The sequence below is a fragment of the Mesorhizobium sp. 2RAF45 genome (assembly GCF_052115225.1).
GTDB lineage: Bacteria > Pseudomonadota > Alphaproteobacteria > Rhizobiales > Rhizobiaceae > Mesorhizobium > Mesorhizobium jarvisii.
This window is the reverse complement of sequence record NZ_JBFRGG010000001.1, coordinates 447,142-461,766: the sequence shown is the minus strand read 5'-3', so window position 1 is coordinate 461,766 and position 14,625 is coordinate 447,142. Positions and strand designations below refer to the sequence as shown.

The window sequence follows — 14,625 nt, the reverse complement described above, 5'->3', positions numbered from 1 at the left end:
TCGGCAATGCGAATGGCGTGGCCCTCGACCATGTCGGGGTCCAGCAATCGAATGACCATGATTGCCGTCGATCAGACAGAGCCTGACGGGAACGACATGCCGGCCAGATTGCGGGCGAAGGCGGCGGCCTCGTGCGGATTGACGTCGGCGGCGCGGATCAGATTGTCGAAATGCTGGGTCAGCGCCTGGACCGGCTGGGTGGCGTTCAGCACGACATACATGTCGCCGACATAGATGGCGGCGCGATAGGGGCCGAAGATGGTGAGCGGGATCGAATAGCGCATGCGGCCGTCATAGAGAAACAGCCGGAAGGTCGGGTAGAGATCTTCGAGCAATGTCGCCATATGGGCGAGCTGCTGCCGGCGGTCGGCCTCGGGAAAACGATCCCACACACCGAGGCCGCGCGCGAAAATCTCCAGCGTGTGGCGCGGCATGCAGACTTCCATGTCGGTTTCCGGGCGTCGGTTGTATTCGATGCGGTATTGCGTCTCGCTGGCCTGTGCCAGGCGGCTCCTGTTGGTGATGTTGGCCTCGTAGTCGACCAGCGCGCGGGTCCGCAGCAGATCGGGAATGCCTGCGGGCACGTAGCGGATCTTGGTGCCGGCTGCCTCGGCGAACCATTTGGCGAGCAGCGTGCGGTCGAAACCGTCGGGCGCCTCCTCGATCTCCAGGCTTTCGCGAATTTCGCCGGTGACGCCTTCGTCCTGGCTGAGGCCGAGCAGCCAGTCCAGCGACACTTTGAATTCGGCGGCGATGTTGAGCAGCGTTTCGGCGCGCGGCAAGCGCGTCGAGGCGCCCGACATCAGCTGCGACAACGCCGAGCGGTCGATGCCGACTGCTGACGCGAAGGCCGACTGATTGAGGTCGGATCGTGTCAGGAGCAGCTTCAGACGCTCCCGGAAAATTGCTGACAGATCGCGTTTGTCCATCGTCCGCTTCTCCGAATCTTGAGGAAAAATTTGCGCCGAAACCGTCCACCGAGGTGCCTCAGGCGTAAATGAATCCCTAAGCCTGTTTACAATGTGTAACATGTGCAGTCAAAAATGCGCAATCGCAACATTTTGTATACTTTGTCGCGTTGAGTGGAATCGCTTCTCCTGACACTATGCTGTCAGGAACCAGTTGGGGTTCCGACGACTGAGGGGCAGTGGTCGATAGCATGACAGGCAAGAGCATCAAGCGACGCAACACACCGGCCATCGAGTGGCCGACCGCGGTTCTCGCTTTCTTCTGTTACGGAACGTGGCTTGCAACCGGTTTCCTGCTCTGGCCTTCCCATCCCATCGTGGCCCTCGCTCTCCTTGGCTTCATTCTCGCACTGCAGTCGTCGATCATGCACGAAGTGCTGCATGGCCATCCGACGCGCAGCGCGCTGATCAACGAGGCCTTCGTCTTCCTGCCGATCGGTCTGGTCTGGCCGTTCCGCCGCTTCAAGACGCTGCACCTGCGCCACCATGCCGACGAGCGGCTGACCGATCCGCTCGACGATCCCGAAAGCTACTATCACGCGCTGTGGCAGCACGACGATTTGCCGCCGACGATGAAGTTCCTGCTCAAGATCAACAACACCATGGCCGGCCGTTTCTTCCTTGGCCCGTGGCTGTCTTGCATCGGCTTCTTCATCGACGATTTCAAGCAGATGATGGCCGGCGACAAGGCGATCCGCAAGGCTTGGCTGCTGCATGCGATCGGTCTCGCCATCGTGGCGCCGATCGTGCAGTTCGGCTTCGGCATTCCGCTGTGGCTCTACATTCTGGCGCCGGTCTGGCTCGGCCAGTCGCTGATCGCGATCCGCACCTTTGCCGAGCATCAGTGGTCCGAGCATCCGGAAGGCCGCACGGTGATCATCGAGCGCTCGCCGCTGTCGTTCCTGTTCCTCAACAACAATCTTCACTTCGTCCATCACAAGACGCCTACGGTGGCCTGGTACAAGCTGCCGAGACTGTTTCGCGAGCGTCGTGACGAGTGGCTGCGGATGAACAATGGCTATGCCTATCCGAACTATTTCGCGCTGATCAAAGCCTATGCCTTCAAGGCTAAGGAGCCGATCGTGCATCCGGTGCTGCGGCGTGCGCCTGAGCACGGCCGGGCGTTCAAGCCGCGCATCCGGGCACGCAACATCAATGGGCTCGGCACGGCGCCGGTGCCCGCCGAGCCGCCCAAGGAATAATTCGCGGCATCCCTCGTGTCGGCCAATTCTGATTGGACGCCGCGTTTTTGTGGTCCTTTTTACAGACGTGATGATTTGATATCGGCATGAGCGAACTGGTTGCGGCATTGCCCATGTATGACTGGCCGTGAGCCCAGGAATTGTGCGGTTTCCGGGGCTTTGTTGTACTTTTGTCGTACCGTAGACGGCTTAGACGTTGAGGTGCTAGAACCCGCCACAAGCCACTAGACAATGGTAGGGAAGGGGAGGCTTTCGCGTGGCGGGCATTGTGGATTGGTTGGTTTCCGTCCATCTGCCAACATTGACAGCGGGAGTTGGTCTGGGCGCCTCAGGTATCAGCTTGCTTCGGTGGGCAGCCCACAAGGTTCGATACAACCGCTCGCCGACGCCAGGCGAGCCACGAATTTTCATCCGCTTTGTGCAGTCACTTCCAAATGGTGCGCTCCTTGAGGCGGAAATTCTAAATATTGCGGAGTCGGACGTTTGGATTGACGAACTGATTCCGGTGAGCCGGTCAGGAGGCTTGATCCTTCCAGTCGACGAAAAGCTTCTCACAGACACCCAAAAGACAGTGGTGCTGCCAGATGACGCCGCATTGGGTATGACAATAGGACGACGAGTCGCTCCTAAGGAGACCACAAAGCTTCTCTTTTGGGTCGGAGGTAGAGAGTGGCCGATCCACAAGGCGTCACTAAGCTTTCGATGGAGTCCATACGGTCCTGCCGCAAGGCAAAACTCCTTAACAATCCACTGCAGATTCTAGACAGTCACCAGCGCCTCACCCTCAATCATAAGATCGCGCACCTCACACTCGTCTAGGCGTCTTACGCCATACACCTCAACGCCTTTGGTGGTCCGCACGCGCAGCAACACCACGGCGGGCATCGGCTGATCCCTGTGTGTGATTGTCGCCCCGATTTCGAATTTCCAATTCGTATTAACTGCGTCGGTATTCATCGTGTGGCTCCTCGTTGATTAAAACCGCTCAATACGATAGTTATTAATCATGACCACTCCGACGTCAAGCGGAAACAATCAAAATGAGCGATATTAATCATATCACCGGCCGGCAATTGGCTGCGGCACGCGCCCTGGCCGGCCTAGACCAGGCAGAACTGGCAGAGCGCGCCAACATCTCCGCGCCCACGCTGAGAAGAATGGAGGCTGCCAAAGCGTCGGCTGTGCCGATGTCGAACAACGTATATGCGGTAATCCATGCGCTCGAAGCGGAGGGCATCGCGTTCATCGACGGAGGCGTGACGCTGCGCGCATAGAAAAAGCGCGCCCCTATTATCAAATTCAGGGCGCACTCTGACTTCGAAGCGTCGAAGTCGGCCTCATGAAAGCCTGCACGCCCGATCCGACGCGCCGTCTTAAAAGTAGATCGTTTGCGTTAGCGATGCAAATATTTAAAGAAGGTTTTGAAGCCGCCTGATTTATCAAGGAAAAATTGTGTAAACGCCTAGTCGTTATTCGCGCTGGACTCCACTGTTGTTGTGTGTGATCCATGGCGAAATGCAGTCACACCTCTACACCCTCTCTGAAGCCGCCGACCTCCTGCGCCTCACGAATAGAGGCGTAGCCAAGATTGCTCGCCAATACGGTCTCTGCATGGTCCGTGGCCGAACCCTCCTGTTTAGCGATGCAGATATTGAGGGCATTAGGGACACGTTGCGGGTAGCGCCGACGCTCCCGCGGCCGGCGCCCACTAAGCCCGCGCCGTCTGACTACCAGACGCGGAAGAGCCTAATGGAGTTGACCGGAAAGAAGAGGCGAGCGGGCAGATGACCCCCGAACCTCCCACCGTAACCAACGCTGCGCTCGATCGCCTGCCTTTGTTTGCCACCGATCTCGAGATAGGCGCCGCGATCGTTGGTCGCGCCCGAGCTGATTATTGGCGGAGAGCCGTCTTGCCCGCTTTAGAGCACAGGGGATTTCCAGGCATTGACCCGCTCCACAAGGCGCGGCCAGTGCCTTTGGTGAAGCAGTTTTTCGCGGCGTATTTCGGCGTGACGGCCGGCTTCACGCTGGCGAAGCCTGGCGGTGTCGAGCGGGTCTGGATCCCCAAGCGTAAGAGCAACAAGACGGAGGGGAATGAATGAAAATCGCAATGACTGTAGCCGCAGGTATATTTCTTTCGGCATGCGCGACGCCGCCAAACGAAATAAAAGCGGTCCCCACGACGACGACCTATGGAGGGTTGTCTTGCAGTGAACTCTCCGGCAAGGCGATCCAGACTAACAGCACGCTCGGCGACCTCACCGCTGCGCAGGGCCGAACTGCGTCCAATGATGCCTATGGTGTGCTATGGCTCGGGCTTCCGGTGGGCAGCATGGGTGACAAAGACGCGAAGCAGCGCGAGACTGAAATCGCCAGGCTCAAGGGAGAACTAGACGCCATTCAGAAGGCGCGAGTTGCGGGGAAGTGCTAGGGAGATCGCCAATGACGGGCAGTAAGCGACTGATGAAGGCGAGTGACATTCCCGCTTTCGTAGACAGGGTGATTAAGGCTGGCTGCGATATTTGCGCCATCGGGGATAAGGGTTACGTGCTCGGTGACGTCGAGGAGATGGTGGCCGCGGCGGATGAACTCCAATGCATAAGCGAAGAGTTTGGCGATCGGGATTTCTTGCTACCCGAGATCGTTGCGCACCTGAAGTCGCTTGGCCGGCATATCGATCCAGAGTCGCCAAAGGAGACATGGTATGGCGGGAATCAGAGGCTGCAATAGGCATATCAGCCCTTGTTGCTGGTAGAATTCCGCTAAGAAGGCTGCCGTACCGCTCCTGTCCCGTTCCATCGAATGAACGGCGCATCGTCGCCGGTGATGTGCTTGACTGTATTGAGCAGCGCTTCGTGCGTTCTCCGGAGCGCTCGGAAGTGCTCGCTGTTTGGCGATATGAGCGGCCTCACGATGCTTTTGTGAAGCGCTTCCGCTGCCACCAGGAAGCGTTCGATTTCAGCCTCGGAAAGCTGTTTTGCCGGTTTTGTCCTTGCCATTGCGATCTCCGTCCGAAATCGCCCCACCTGAGGACTATATTCCTACGACGGTTGCCTGGTGTAAAGGTCGCCACAGCATTGTTCACAGGATCATTCTCAAGGCACGGTGGCACCATGCGCCGCTGGTTAAACGGCGCATGGGAATATCGGCCTGCTTCCCAAGACGATGACTACGAACGGCACCACATTTGGTGAGGCCTCCGTTTAGCTGAACGACTCTGCCGTGGCGCAGAAGACGTAGTTGCCGGCGGCTATAGTGGCTGCCTGATACTCCCTGACGACGAACACCAAGGACGTCGGAGAGGAGGCTGTGCTATCGTATACGATGACCGGGTAGAACCCGGAATTGAATGCTGGTGTCAACGTGGCAAAGATCGGCGTTGCAACGAAAATTCCAGCCGGAACCGCAAACGTCACTGTCTGTGTCGCCAACGCGCTGGCGAAGTTGACAGTCGCCTGCACCGTGTATTTGAACGGCGTGATGTGGTTGTATCCGGAGCTCAGATTGCTGATGCGTGCCGTGAACGTGCCATTGTAGGCGTTGAGACCGATCCTGTTATCCGCAGTGCCAGTGAACAGCAAAACGCCCACGGAGCAATTGTAGAAGATATTGCCCTGCACCAGCGCGCCGTTCGTCGTGCAATTCAACACGACACCGTTGCTGCACGATTGAAAGTTGTTCCCAACTACCGTCATGCGGAAGCAGCCAGAATTTGCGTTGATGCCAATAGGAAGTGTCGTATCCCCCGTGCTGAAAGTGCATCCGATGAATGAGGCGTGCATGCAGTCGAAAAGCTTGGCCGTGTCGCCAGCGAACCCCGCACCCGTGCCGTTCTTGAACAGGTCGCAGTTCACGACATGAAGCTTGAAGGTGCTGGTAAACTCCAACGGGTAGACGCGGCAATCCATGTGGCAGTTCACGAGGTTGAACACCGAGTTCAACGCCGCACTGCCTGAATTGGAGACGCCCTTCCAATGCTGCACAAACGAGCTATTGGTGATGAAGAACCCTTCATACCAGCCGTCAACACGAAGGCCGTAGCCGGACGCGCCGGTCGTGATATTGGTGATATAGTGGTTGATATTGCCAGTCGTCAGGCCAACCGTGTCTTGGTCGAAATGGATGGCATGCGTCATCGTATAAGGGTTGGCAGAGGCCGACGCGCTTTCGCTGTTGTCGCCCTTGACAACGACGTTATTCCACGACGAGCCGTTGCAGTTCTTGAGATAGATGCCCTTCGTGAACGACCATGAGGTGCCCTTGTCGCAATAGACCTGCACGTTGTCGGCCGAGAAATAGACCTGATTGTTTGTGTCGTTCTTGACCCATTCCACCCAAATGCCAATGCCGCCGTCGGCCGTGTTCTTCATTATAGACAGATCGGCGAACTGAACCGACTTGATCAGCGCAAAATCGTCAGGATCGCGGTTGCCACCGGTAGCGATAAACTTGAATGCGTTCCCCCCGGCGACAGTGTTTACGAACACGGTCTTGGACGGGCCGTCGCCGACGATACGCGTAGGCCGCTGCGGCAGCGTTATTTCGCTGTGGTTGTACGTTCCACCGGGTGCATACAATCCCCGTTTCTGCGCACCAGCAGCGTTTACGGCGGCTTGAATAGCTGCAGTGTCATCCGCAACGCCATCGCCTACTGCGCCAAAGTCCTTGACGTTGACGAAGCTTGAAGTCTCAACCCACGTACCCCAAGCGCGAATATCAGCTTTGCGTGGCGCCCAAGATCCGGATGACGGAACACCATCAATTACAAAATCGCGCCAAACCGACGCAGCGACATCTACCATTTTTGAGTGTCCAAATGAAGAAGGCCCGCCGAAGCGAGCCTTGGTGAAATCCGGCCGTGGCCGGGAAGTGCTAGAAAATGTCAGGCGAAGGTGGCGCCGTCATCGAAGGTGGCGCCGTCGTCAAATAGTGCTGCAGATGGGTCGATTGGTTGCCCCACGACGTCTTCGTGCCATGTATGCAGTCGCGTCGTTGTGGTGCCACTACGCGTGACGGTGGTGTGATCAACGTGGCCGCCGATGCCGTAAATAGCGGGCAGCTGCGGCGCTGCAGGATTGAGTCCCGGCTTGCGCCGCATGGCCTCGAAAAGTGCGGGACCAAGTTCCGCAAGGCCATTGTCGGCGCTCGGAAGGCCGGAAACCTCTTCAGCGGTAAGAGCGTTGCCTCCGCAGACCTCTGGCCCGACATCATAGATCGTCCACGGCTCAAAGTCGGGATAGCCGTCATGGGTGGCGAAGAACCATAGGCTTGGACCGCGGCTTTCCGAGATGCCGGCAACAAGCATTTCGCAACGGCCAAGCACCCCGACGGCCCGCCGCTTCTCGAGGAAATCCGAGAGCCGCTCCAAGACAGCGTCGAAGCTGTCGCTGCAGTTGGAAAACGCCAGAACCGCTACGCAGAAGGCGCCGACCGCCAAGCTGTCGCCTCGGCCTGTGACGGCAAGGGGTAGTTGATCGGAGGTGAAGACCTTTTCCCTAATATCAATCAGTGTGCCGTCATCCCGGTACATTGCGCCGTCCGTCAGAAGCTCGACGCGGTCGTCATAAGTCATCGCGAAAAAGGCGCTCATGCCGCGGTCCTCATTGGTTGATTGTTGTTATTTGCGGCGAGCAATCGAAGGGCGCCGACAGTTCCGAGGATGTGCCCTCCTGCCTTGCCGCCAAAGCCGTCAAAAATTGCGTTTAACCCAATGTCGAGCAGCTTGTCGGCGACCTTCTTGAGCGCATTTCCTAGCGCCTCCGTGGCCGTCTTGCCGTTCTCCATGTCTTGGATGAAGCCACCCAAAACGTCCTTGCCGAAGGCCGATGACTCCTGAAGCGTTTGTGACAACCTCTGTTGGCTGGCTTTGAGCATGTCACCGGCAGACGACGCCTTGGCATAGTTGGTTGCCAGTGCGTCGATCTTGGCCGCCAACTCTGGCGTTATCGTAACGCCTGCCTTGGCCGCTTCGTTAAGCAACTGCTGCTTAATGCGCGCCTGCTCGACCGCGAAACCATAGTCGTTGACAGCAGGGTTGAGCTTCGACTGCGCATCGTATTCGGCGTTCAACAGGTCAATGCGCGCCTGTATCTGCTGCATGTCGCCAGCAAACAAATCGGTTGGCGACTTCTTGGACCTACCACCAGTCGAACCGCCACCGCCACTTGCGCGGTTTTGTGCATACGAGATGGCATCGTTGACCGTGGCGCCACCTCCCAGGATGGTCGGATTGGCCTTGATCGACGCGGCTGAAATCAGCCCAGCCAGTGGCGTCCCACTTGCCGCGGTGAGCACCTTTGCGGCATCCCCCGCGCCAAGGAAGTGCGCCAATTGCAGCGCGGCCTCGTCGACGTGCACGCCAGCAGACTGCAGCACCGCCGCATTCTCTTTGGCGTATGCCTCAATGAGCGATCGGCTCACGTTCGCGTCAGTGCGCAGTGCCAGAATAGCGCCGCGCGTCATGCCCTCAGCGCGGTCAGGGAAATACCGCTTGAACAGGTCAAGCCAGGTCGACTCAATAAACTGGCCGGCTCCAGTCGCACTCGAGTTCGGATTTTTGGCGTTGTTGTTGCCGCCGCTCTCGGCTTTGACGACGTGATCGACAAAGCTATCAATGGCGCCACCGGCCTTGTCCAACTCAAGCTCAAACTGAGACTTGGTGTGGGACGCCGTGTAATCCTGCTGTTGCTGCGGGTTGAGGAAGCTACCGCCGTCACTGGTAAGCGGCGAAAGCGTGCCGAGTGGCGTTTGGTTGACAACTTCTTGTAGTTTTCGGAGCGTTAAATCCGTGCCCAACCTCTTGCCGGCAGCAGCAGCGCGCTCCGCTTCGTCGGCGATCTGGCCGAGTGCGTCGGCCATTTGTTTGGCCGCAGGAATGTGCGTCTGGTCGTAGAGCGCGGTCAGCGCACTCTGTACCTGCATCAGGTTCTCAACTGCGCTCTGATCTTTCTTGACGTCCTCCGCCATCGCAGAAAACGCCTGCTGCAGTTTGACTACATCAGCGTCCGACTTACCGGCAGCCTGGAGCATTGCAAGCAGGTCGGCGAGGTCGACAGACGAACCCTTGATGAATTCGCGCAGTTTTGAGTTTTCGGCATGAATCGCCGCCGAAGTGGCTTCTTCGACGTCTGCCCCTTCGGCAAGCTTCTTCTTCTCATCATTGTAAGCCTTAAGCGCAGGCAGGGCGTCGCCCCACTTATCGGCAACCTTGCCGATAAGCTCAGCCTGCTCCTTAAGCGTCTTTTCCGAGTCAGCGCTATCCGACAGCATTTGTGTGAAATACTGGATAGCAGCGCCGCCCAGGCCAATGACGGCAAAAGTAGCCAAAGACACAGGATTAAGCATCTGCGTGAATGCGCCACCAAGCGCTCTCACCGCTGCTGCGCCACCGCCAGCACTCTCAAGGGCCTGCGTAACCTGTGACCCCTGCTGGGCCATAATCCTAAACGGCGATTGGCCGGTAAGTAGCCCCTGCGCAATGTCGTTAAGCTGGAAAGTCAGGTTGGTAACGGCCGCCTTAGTTTGGCCAATGGATACCGTCGCACTCTTGGCGCCGCGCTCAAAGGACTTTCCAACGTTGGCATTGGCCTTAGTGAAACTGCTATCAATGTTGTTGGCTGCGCGTTCCGCGCTCTTCGCAATAGCGGCGGCCTGCTTCTCGACCTTCGCCTGAGAAAGCTCAATGCTTACGAGAAGCCGCGCGAGATCTTCTGCTGTGGCTGTCATCTAGCGGTAGCCTTGTGGCGGACATGGCAGTGCATTCGCGCTGTGGCGCGTTGGGTGGTGTTGGTCAATGTTTCTAATCCTGTGCAAAGACGCTTCGGCAGTTATGCAGATGAGGCGAAAACGTTTAGACTTCTCGGTTTGAAAGGCAGGAAAGAAGAATGCGCGGCAAATACGAACCACCATCGACATCTTTGACTGCGTTCACCTGCCCGCATTGCGGGGTGTATACAACTCAGTATTGGAACCGGGCATACGGGGCGCCAGTCGGAACCGAATCGAAAACACCAAGCTTATGGCATTACGTGGACGAAAAGATGTTCAACTCTATGGAGGATAAAGAAGAGAGAAAAAAGATGCTGGCGTGGGCAAAAAAAGCCGCGGAGGGCTACCCTTTCTTCGAGTCTACAACTGATTATTCGAAGAATTTGGCCTACAATGTCCACTTCTCAAGTTGCTACAATTGCAAGAAAATTTCCCTCTGGATTCATGACAAATTGGCTTGGCCACTTGCGACTGAGGCGCCCGACGCCAATGCTGATCTTCCGAATGATGTGCGCGCAGACTATGATGAAGCAGGTTTAGTCCTCAACACTTCGCCTAGAAGTGCGGCAGCGCTTCTTCGACAGGCTGTACAGCGTCTTTGTGTGCATTTAGGTGAGAAAGGAAAGAACATCGACGCTGATATTGCGGCGCTGGTCCAAAAGGGTCTCGATAGACGTATCCAGAGAGCGCTCGATATTGTACGGGTGGTTGGCAACAATGCTGTGCATCCTGGCCAGATCGACCTGAAAGACGATCGCGCTACAGCTGAGAAGCTTTTCGGTTTGGTGAACTTGATTGCCGACGCTCTAATCAGCCAACCGAAGCATATAGATGCTATGTTCGATGATCTACCAGAGGGAGCTAGAGAGGCGATCGAGAAGCGTGATGCGCCGAAGCAGATTGAGAATAAGAGTGGGGGTTAGCCAACGCCCAACCTTCTGGCCATCCAGAGCAGCAACGCTATAGATCCAACTCCAACCGAACCTAAGGCAAGATTCGCCGCCCAATTAAACATCCAACTATTTAATGCCATCGTGGTTCGGTTGGAGTTGATAGAATCGTCATAGTGAGCACATTGCTCCGCCAAGGATTTGTCCAACGTTGAACCCTTTCACAACGGTAAAAACCGCGACGAACAAGCCTGCTACCCACATCGTTGAGACGATCAAGCGCAAATAGGCGGCTTTGCCGACCTAAAGGGCCGGGCGGATGACTTTGCCGGTTTCCGCCCGGCTTTCTTTTGTCCCCTTGCGGAAAGAAGGTCAAATCACGATTGCAGAAGCTGTCTTGTAAGCCGGCGTCACCCCACCCGTCGCCTTCTGTTGCCTGGCGGCCCGAATTCCCGTTCAGCCCAAATCGGACGGTCAGGCGGCCGAAATCCGATATGGAGATCATGCATCGCGTCGAGCACGTCATCGCCAATCCGGCGCCAGGTTTCTTCGGCTAGCTCGCGCGGGACTTCATGGCGATCTTCGACAATCCCCGCGTCAACCAAATCACTGAAAAAATCATAGCCCGACATCATCATCATAACCCAAGCGCGCGCCTCATCAGGTCTGGCTTTAGCCTTTCTTCGTCGTACAGGCATTTAGCATCCTCCAATTCAGCACCAAGCCAGCAACGGGTCGTAGCCGGCTGCCACGCATTCCGCCTCGAGCCGGGTGCACTCTTCATGTTCAGCGGGTGTTGTTGACGGTTGGCACCATAGCTCCCAAACACGCCGAAGCGCGTCGACTGGCATGGCGTCCCGGCGCCTGTCCGTTCTGCGTCTTGCCGGCATTAGCGCCGCCGTCCGTAGTCTGCTGTGCGCGCCATCCGCGGCGTGTCAGGTGCGCTGTCACCATCAAGGGCAAGCTCTCGGATGAGTCTGGCAAACGAGATCCGCGCGTTCTGCAGGATCCCGACCTCGGGTCTTTCCTTCGGCTGGCCGAAGCGATCGGTGAACGTCTGCCCGCCACTATCAAGTACTTCGCGCGCCGTTTGAGCTTGGTCCCATGCCTCTGCAGCCAGGGTCAGCAGGCGCACGTGGTGGCCGTCCAAATCAAAGTCGGAAGTGACGCTTTTGAACCACTTTTTCGTCGCCGGACGTAGGTGAGCGGGAGGTTTTTGCCCCTCATTCATCGTTTAACCTCATTATTTGAAGAGTTCGAACCGTTATGATGCAAGGATTAGGCCGAATATTTTCTCAACCGGGGCAAGGCGCATATGTGTTGTTGGGGGCGCGCGGTGCGGCAGAATCGCCGCTGGAGCGATGCGCTATGCCCCACCGTACTGCAACACGGCGAGTTTTGCGCTGCAGTCCTAGCGGATGCCTCGGATCTTCATCTCCATGGCCGCTTGCCTCTCGGCAATGCGACGCGAGGCTGCGGTGGTGTTGCGCTGAGCGCCCGATAGTACAGCCGATGTTCCTTGGTAAGCCGGAATCGAGCAGAGCGACACTTCCCAAAGCACAGCTTCCTCAATCGTGCGTAATGGCAATTGGTCATCAAGGCCTTCGTCCCACGTCTCGCGCAGGACAGTGAATCCGAACGAGCATCCGGATACGTCCTGACGCCGTATGTTGCCGATCGCCGTCAGTCCATCGGGTGTTGTCTCGTCGGGATTCAGACCGAACCACAAGCCAGCAAGATCAGAGCGCAGATCCAAGGTGCCGGAGGATGTACGGCCAAGCGGCCTATCATAATCATGGTTCCACAAAGCTAGCACGTCCGGGTATTCCTGCAGGCTCTTGTCGAACGCGCCCCGCGCGACCTTCTCGCGAAAGGAGCCGATCAGCGTTTCCGTGTTGAAGACGACCGCATAGCCGGAAATCAAATCAGCCATTCCGCTTTGCTCGCCTCTCTATTTTTGCCTGTTGGATACGCTCCGCAATTACCTCCGGGCTGTCCTCGGTGCTGTTATGCTGCGTGCTTCCTGGCGAGCGAACCATCCGGCGAATCGATTTGCGCCTGTCGCCTTGAGTGGCCCGCTCAATGCGGGTTTCGTTGCCGCCCTTAAACTGCATTGCCATGCTCCGCGACATACCGCTCGGCGGCACCGCTAGTCAGGAAGAATGGGGTAACGCCAGAACGAAGCGCATCACTCTCGACGGATTCAGCCTCGAGATCGCGGATGAACGCCTCCAAATCAATTTGCGCTGATAGGGCGGCATTCGTAGCAGCGGCAACTGCGCCGACTCGCTTGTCGATCTCACTCTGTACTGCCGCGATGACGGCGCGCGAGGCAGTGCCGCGGCGTTCGTGAACACGCCGCTGAATGACAGCGAGCGCTTCCAAGTGGTCGGATTCAGCGTGCCGAAGCGTCTGCAGTTCCTTGCGTCGGTCGACTGCTGCGGCATCCGCATCGCCAGTTAGCTGGGCAACAGCGGAGCGCAGACGCGGGCCGGCCGTTGTGCGTTCATCCGCGATCGCTGTTTCAACGTCGGTGATTTCGCGGCGGATTTCGCTAAGGCGATTATTAAGAGACGCTTCGCGGTTGACTAGGTCTTTGATTTCCGAGTCGACTTCAACGAGCGACGGGATGGTGATTGTGGGTTTTGCCATTTTGAAATTCCTTCAAATCAGTTCGATAGTGTCGCCAGGGGAGACGGTCATGGTCATCGTTTCACCGGCGCTCATTCGCAGACTGGTTGCGCGACGAGGGACGCGGAGCACAACCGCGTTGTCGTCGATGGGCTTGACGGTCACGATGCCGTCAGCCTCGGCCACGAAACGTGCGCCAGTGCCATGCAGCAGTTGCGATTCATCGCCGCGTCGGATTTCGAGGATTGGGGTGGTCATGATTTTTTCTCTCCGAACAAAACAAGGATGCAGTCGGCAAATGCCGCGCCGCTTATGGTGGTTGATCGGCGATGACCCGAGTGCTGCCAGTGACTTGGATTGGCACCAGGCTGCACGAAACGGCGGACGGTGCCGTCATCATGGTGGACGGCAATTTCAGGCCAAGTCGAGACAACCTCGAGCTTGATCCGTCGGACATCCTGCGAGCCCTCCGCAGCCAAGTCGGCGAGTGAGTCCAGATAATTGCCGGCCGAGTACTGCAGGCTCGCGGGTAGTGCTTCGATGGGGGTACCAGCGGGCGTAAGTTCACGGTAGTTGGCAACGGCGTTGGCGACTGCCCGCAACGTCGTATCCGCAGCCAGTGCGAGAACAAGGTCGACATAGTTGCGAAGATCGATTTCGGGGGCCTTGCCTGGCTGGCCTGACGGCAGAATGTCTTCATCCTGTAGCCGGCGAGCGACGGTCTTGCCGCGCGAGGTGGGGAAGCCGATGCGCCGTTCATTGGCTGCATGAGCTGCGTTTAAGGTCGCCAAGTTTGGCTCCTTTCAATGTTGATTGTTGGAAATTGCAATTGATGACGCAAAAGGGGGTTGTGGCCTCCGACGAGCCGAAGCTCAATCGAAGGCCACTATTCCGGCGCTGCCCCGGAATTGGTCCCGCCTGCTGAACTGCAGCAATGACGGGTTGCCGACACGCTGGCGAGGCGTCAGGCGCAATAGGATTGGGCGCCAAAGCGTCCCAATCGTTGCTGTTGCCCTATAGGTTTTTCGGGGCCACGATTTGGCACCCACACGATGGCGTTGACAATTTCAGGGGTGTGAACAAGCGGGATAGCTTGTTTTTTATTCTTGCAGGGGCAATGGCTTCATGCGCTACATAAGAAATCGGCCCGAAAGGATTCTCGATTTG

General features: G+C 57.4%; 18 protein-coding genes. 6 read left to right on the top strand and 12 right to left on the bottom strand.

The genetic code is table 11. From position 1 onward, the window contains the following. Positions 1–71: 71 nt before the first annotated feature. On the bottom strand, positions 72–929 hold the full coding sequence (locus AB4Z43_RS02300) for a helix-turn-helix domain-containing protein (protein WP_064984043.1): 858 nt from the start codon (positions 927–929) through the stop codon (positions 72–74). 230 nt (positions 930–1,159) lie between these two features. Between AB4Z43_RS02300 and AB4Z43_RS02295 the strand changes: the two genes are divergently transcribed. Beyond that, complete coding sequence (locus AB4Z43_RS02295; protein WP_441935706.1) at positions 1,160–2,170, top strand: fatty acid desaturase; 1,011 nt, start codon at positions 1,160–1,162, stop codon at positions 2,168–2,170. Positions 2,171–2,929: 759 nt separating this feature from the next. Here the strand turns inward: AB4Z43_RS02295 and AB4Z43_RS02290 are convergent. Then, a complete protein-coding gene (locus tag AB4Z43_RS02290) occupies positions 2,930–3,127 on the bottom strand; it encodes a hypothetical protein (RefSeq protein ID WP_441935704.1) in 198 nt (65 codons plus the stop codon). 83 nt (positions 3,128–3,210) lie between these two features. Here AB4Z43_RS02290 and AB4Z43_RS02285 point away from each other — a divergent pair, with 83 nt between their 5' ends. The 4 genes from AB4Z43_RS02285 (at position 3,211) to AB4Z43_RS02270 (ending at position 4,900) form a co-directional block, all read left to right on the top strand. Continuing rightward, positions 3,211–3,444, top strand: coding sequence for a helix-turn-helix domain-containing protein (locus AB4Z43_RS02285; RefSeq protein ID WP_441935702.1), 234 nt, complete (start codon positions 3,211–3,213; stop codon positions 3,442–3,444). A gap of 510 nt (positions 3,445–3,954) precedes the next feature. After that, positions 3,955–4,272: a hypothetical protein gene (locus AB4Z43_RS02280; RefSeq protein ID WP_441935700.1), complete on the top strand. Its 318-nt coding sequence runs from the start codon at positions 3,955–3,957 to the stop codon at positions 4,270–4,272. Beyond that, the gene (locus AB4Z43_RS02275) at positions 4,269–4,601 is read left to right on the top strand and encodes a hypothetical protein (RefSeq protein WP_441935698.1); all 333 of its coding nucleotides are present in this window, start codon (positions 4,269–4,271) and stop codon (positions 4,599–4,601) included. The genes AB4Z43_RS02280 and AB4Z43_RS02275 overlap by 4 nt, the downstream gene beginning before the upstream one ends. A gap of 11 nt (positions 4,602–4,612) precedes the next feature. Further along, positions 4,613–4,900, top strand: a complete 288-nt coding sequence (locus tag AB4Z43_RS02270; RefSeq protein WP_441935696.1) for a hypothetical protein — start codon at positions 4,613–4,615, stop codon at positions 4,898–4,900. Positions 4,901–4,932: 32 nt separating this feature from the next. Here AB4Z43_RS02270 and AB4Z43_RS02265 read toward each other — a convergent pair whose 3' ends face one another. From AB4Z43_RS02265 to AB4Z43_RS02250, 4 genes are all read right to left on the bottom strand, one after another. Continuing rightward, positions 4,933–5,169, bottom strand: coding sequence for a hypothetical protein (locus AB4Z43_RS02265; RefSeq protein WP_441935694.1), 237 nt, complete (start codon positions 5,167–5,169; stop codon positions 4,933–4,935). Positions 5,170–5,373: 204 nt separating this feature from the next. Beyond that, positions 5,374–6,972, bottom strand: coding sequence for a glycosyl hydrolase family 28-related protein (locus tag AB4Z43_RS02260; RefSeq protein WP_441935693.1), 1,599 nt, complete (start codon positions 6,970–6,972; stop codon positions 5,374–5,376). A gap of 80 nt (positions 6,973–7,052) precedes the next feature. Next, positions 7,053–7,760 (bottom strand): hypothetical protein, encoded by a 708-nt coding sequence (locus AB4Z43_RS02255; RefSeq protein ID WP_441935691.1) that lies wholly within the window; start codon positions 7,758–7,760, stop codon positions 7,053–7,055. Further along, entirely contained in the window at positions 7,757–9,895 is a 2,139-nt protein-coding gene (locus AB4Z43_RS02250) for a phage tail length tape measure family protein (protein ID WP_441935689.1), read from the bottom strand. The genes AB4Z43_RS02255 and AB4Z43_RS02250 overlap by 4 nt, the downstream gene beginning before the upstream one ends. A gap of 158 nt (positions 9,896–10,053) precedes the next feature. On the opposite strand from AB4Z43_RS02250, the gene AB4Z43_RS02245 reads away from it, so the two are divergent. Further along, positions 10,054–10,860, top strand: a complete 807-nt coding sequence (locus tag AB4Z43_RS02245; RefSeq protein ID WP_441935687.1) for a DUF4145 domain-containing protein — start codon at positions 10,054–10,056, stop codon at positions 10,858–10,860. Positions 10,861–11,237: 377 nt separating this feature from the next. Here AB4Z43_RS02245 and AB4Z43_RS02240 read toward each other — a convergent pair whose 3' ends face one another. From AB4Z43_RS02240 to AB4Z43_RS02215, 6 genes are all read right to left on the bottom strand, one after another. Continuing rightward, positions 11,238–11,525 (bottom strand): hypothetical protein, encoded by a 288-nt coding sequence (locus tag AB4Z43_RS02240; protein ID WP_441935685.1) that lies wholly within the window; start codon positions 11,523–11,525, stop codon positions 11,238–11,240. Between the two features lie 191 nt (positions 11,526–11,716). After that, on the bottom strand, positions 11,717–12,058 hold the full coding sequence (locus AB4Z43_RS02235; protein WP_441935683.1) for a P27 family phage terminase small subunit: 342 nt from the start codon (positions 12,056–12,058) through the stop codon (positions 11,717–11,719). Positions 12,059–12,238: 180 nt separating this feature from the next. Beyond that, complete coding sequence (locus tag AB4Z43_RS02230) at positions 12,239–12,760, bottom strand: HK97 family phage prohead protease (protein WP_441935682.1); 522 nt, start codon at positions 12,758–12,760, stop codon at positions 12,239–12,241. Between the two features lie 170 nt (positions 12,761–12,930). Beyond that, entirely contained in the window at positions 12,931–13,479 is a 549-nt protein-coding gene (locus tag AB4Z43_RS02225; RefSeq protein ID WP_441935680.1) for a hypothetical protein, read from the bottom strand. A gap of 12 nt (positions 13,480–13,491) precedes the next feature. Beyond that, positions 13,492–13,716, bottom strand: coding sequence for a hypothetical protein (locus tag AB4Z43_RS02220; RefSeq protein ID WP_441935678.1), 225 nt, complete (start codon positions 13,714–13,716; stop codon positions 13,492–13,494). Beyond that, positions 13,713–14,249, bottom strand: a complete 537-nt coding sequence (locus tag AB4Z43_RS02215) for a hypothetical protein (protein ID WP_441935676.1) — start codon at positions 14,247–14,249, stop codon at positions 13,713–13,715. The genes AB4Z43_RS02220 and AB4Z43_RS02215 overlap by 4 nt, the downstream gene beginning before the upstream one ends. Positions 14,250–14,625: the final 376 nt, after the last annotated feature.

Coding starts and splice junctions, on each gene's coding strand:
- AB4Z43_RS02300 (WP_064984043.1), bottom strand. CDS start 929: ATGGACAAACGCGATCTGTCAGCAATTTTCCGGGAGCGTCTGAAGCTG.
- AB4Z43_RS02295 (WP_441935706.1), top strand. CDS start 1,160: ATGACAGGCAAGAGCATCAAGCGACGCAACACACCGGCCATCGAGTGG.
- AB4Z43_RS02290 (WP_441935704.1), bottom strand. CDS start 3,127: ATGAATACCGACGCAGTTAATACGAATTGGAAATTCGAAATCGGGGCG.
- AB4Z43_RS02285 (WP_441935702.1), top strand. CDS start 3,211: ATGAGCGATATTAATCATATCACCGGCCGGCAATTGGCTGCGGCACGC.
- AB4Z43_RS02280 (WP_441935700.1), top strand. CDS start 3,955: ATGACCCCCGAACCTCCCACCGTAACCAACGCTGCGCTCGATCGCCTG.
- AB4Z43_RS02275 (WP_441935698.1), top strand. CDS start 4,269: ATGAAAATCGCAATGACTGTAGCCGCAGGTATATTTCTTTCGGCATGC.
- AB4Z43_RS02270 (WP_441935696.1), top strand. CDS start 4,613: ATGACGGGCAGTAAGCGACTGATGAAGGCGAGTGACATTCCCGCTTTC.
- AB4Z43_RS02265 (WP_441935694.1), bottom strand. CDS start 5,169: ATGGCAAGGACAAAACCGGCAAAACAGCTTTCCGAGGCTGAAATCGAA.
- AB4Z43_RS02260 (WP_441935693.1), bottom strand. CDS start 6,972: ATGGTAGATGTCGCTGCGTCGGTTTGGCGCGATTTTGTAATTGATGGT.
- AB4Z43_RS02255 (WP_441935691.1), bottom strand. CDS start 7,760: ATGAGCGCCTTTTTCGCGATGACTTATGACGACCGCGTCGAGCTTCTG.
- AB4Z43_RS02250 (WP_441935689.1), bottom strand. CDS start 9,895: ATGACAGCCACAGCAGAAGATCTCGCGCGGCTTCTCGTAAGCATTGAG.
- AB4Z43_RS02245 (WP_441935687.1), top strand. CDS start 10,054: ATGCGCGGCAAATACGAACCACCATCGACATCTTTGACTGCGTTCACC.
- AB4Z43_RS02240 (WP_441935685.1), bottom strand. CDS start 11,525: ATGCCTGTACGACGAAGAAAGGCTAAAGCCAGACCTGATGAGGCGCGC.
- AB4Z43_RS02235 (WP_441935683.1), bottom strand. CDS start 12,058: ATGAATGAGGGGCAAAAACCTCCCGCTCACCTACGTCCGGCGACGAAA.
- AB4Z43_RS02230 (WP_441935682.1), bottom strand. CDS start 12,760: ATGGCTGATTTGATTTCCGGCTATGCGGTCGTCTTCAACACGGAAACG.
- AB4Z43_RS02225 (WP_441935680.1), bottom strand. CDS start 13,479: ATGGCAAAACCCACAATCACCATCCCGTCGCTCGTTGAAGTCGACTCG.
- AB4Z43_RS02220 (WP_441935678.1), bottom strand. CDS start 13,716: ATGACCACCCCAATCCTCGAAATCCGACGCGGCGATGAATCGCAACTG.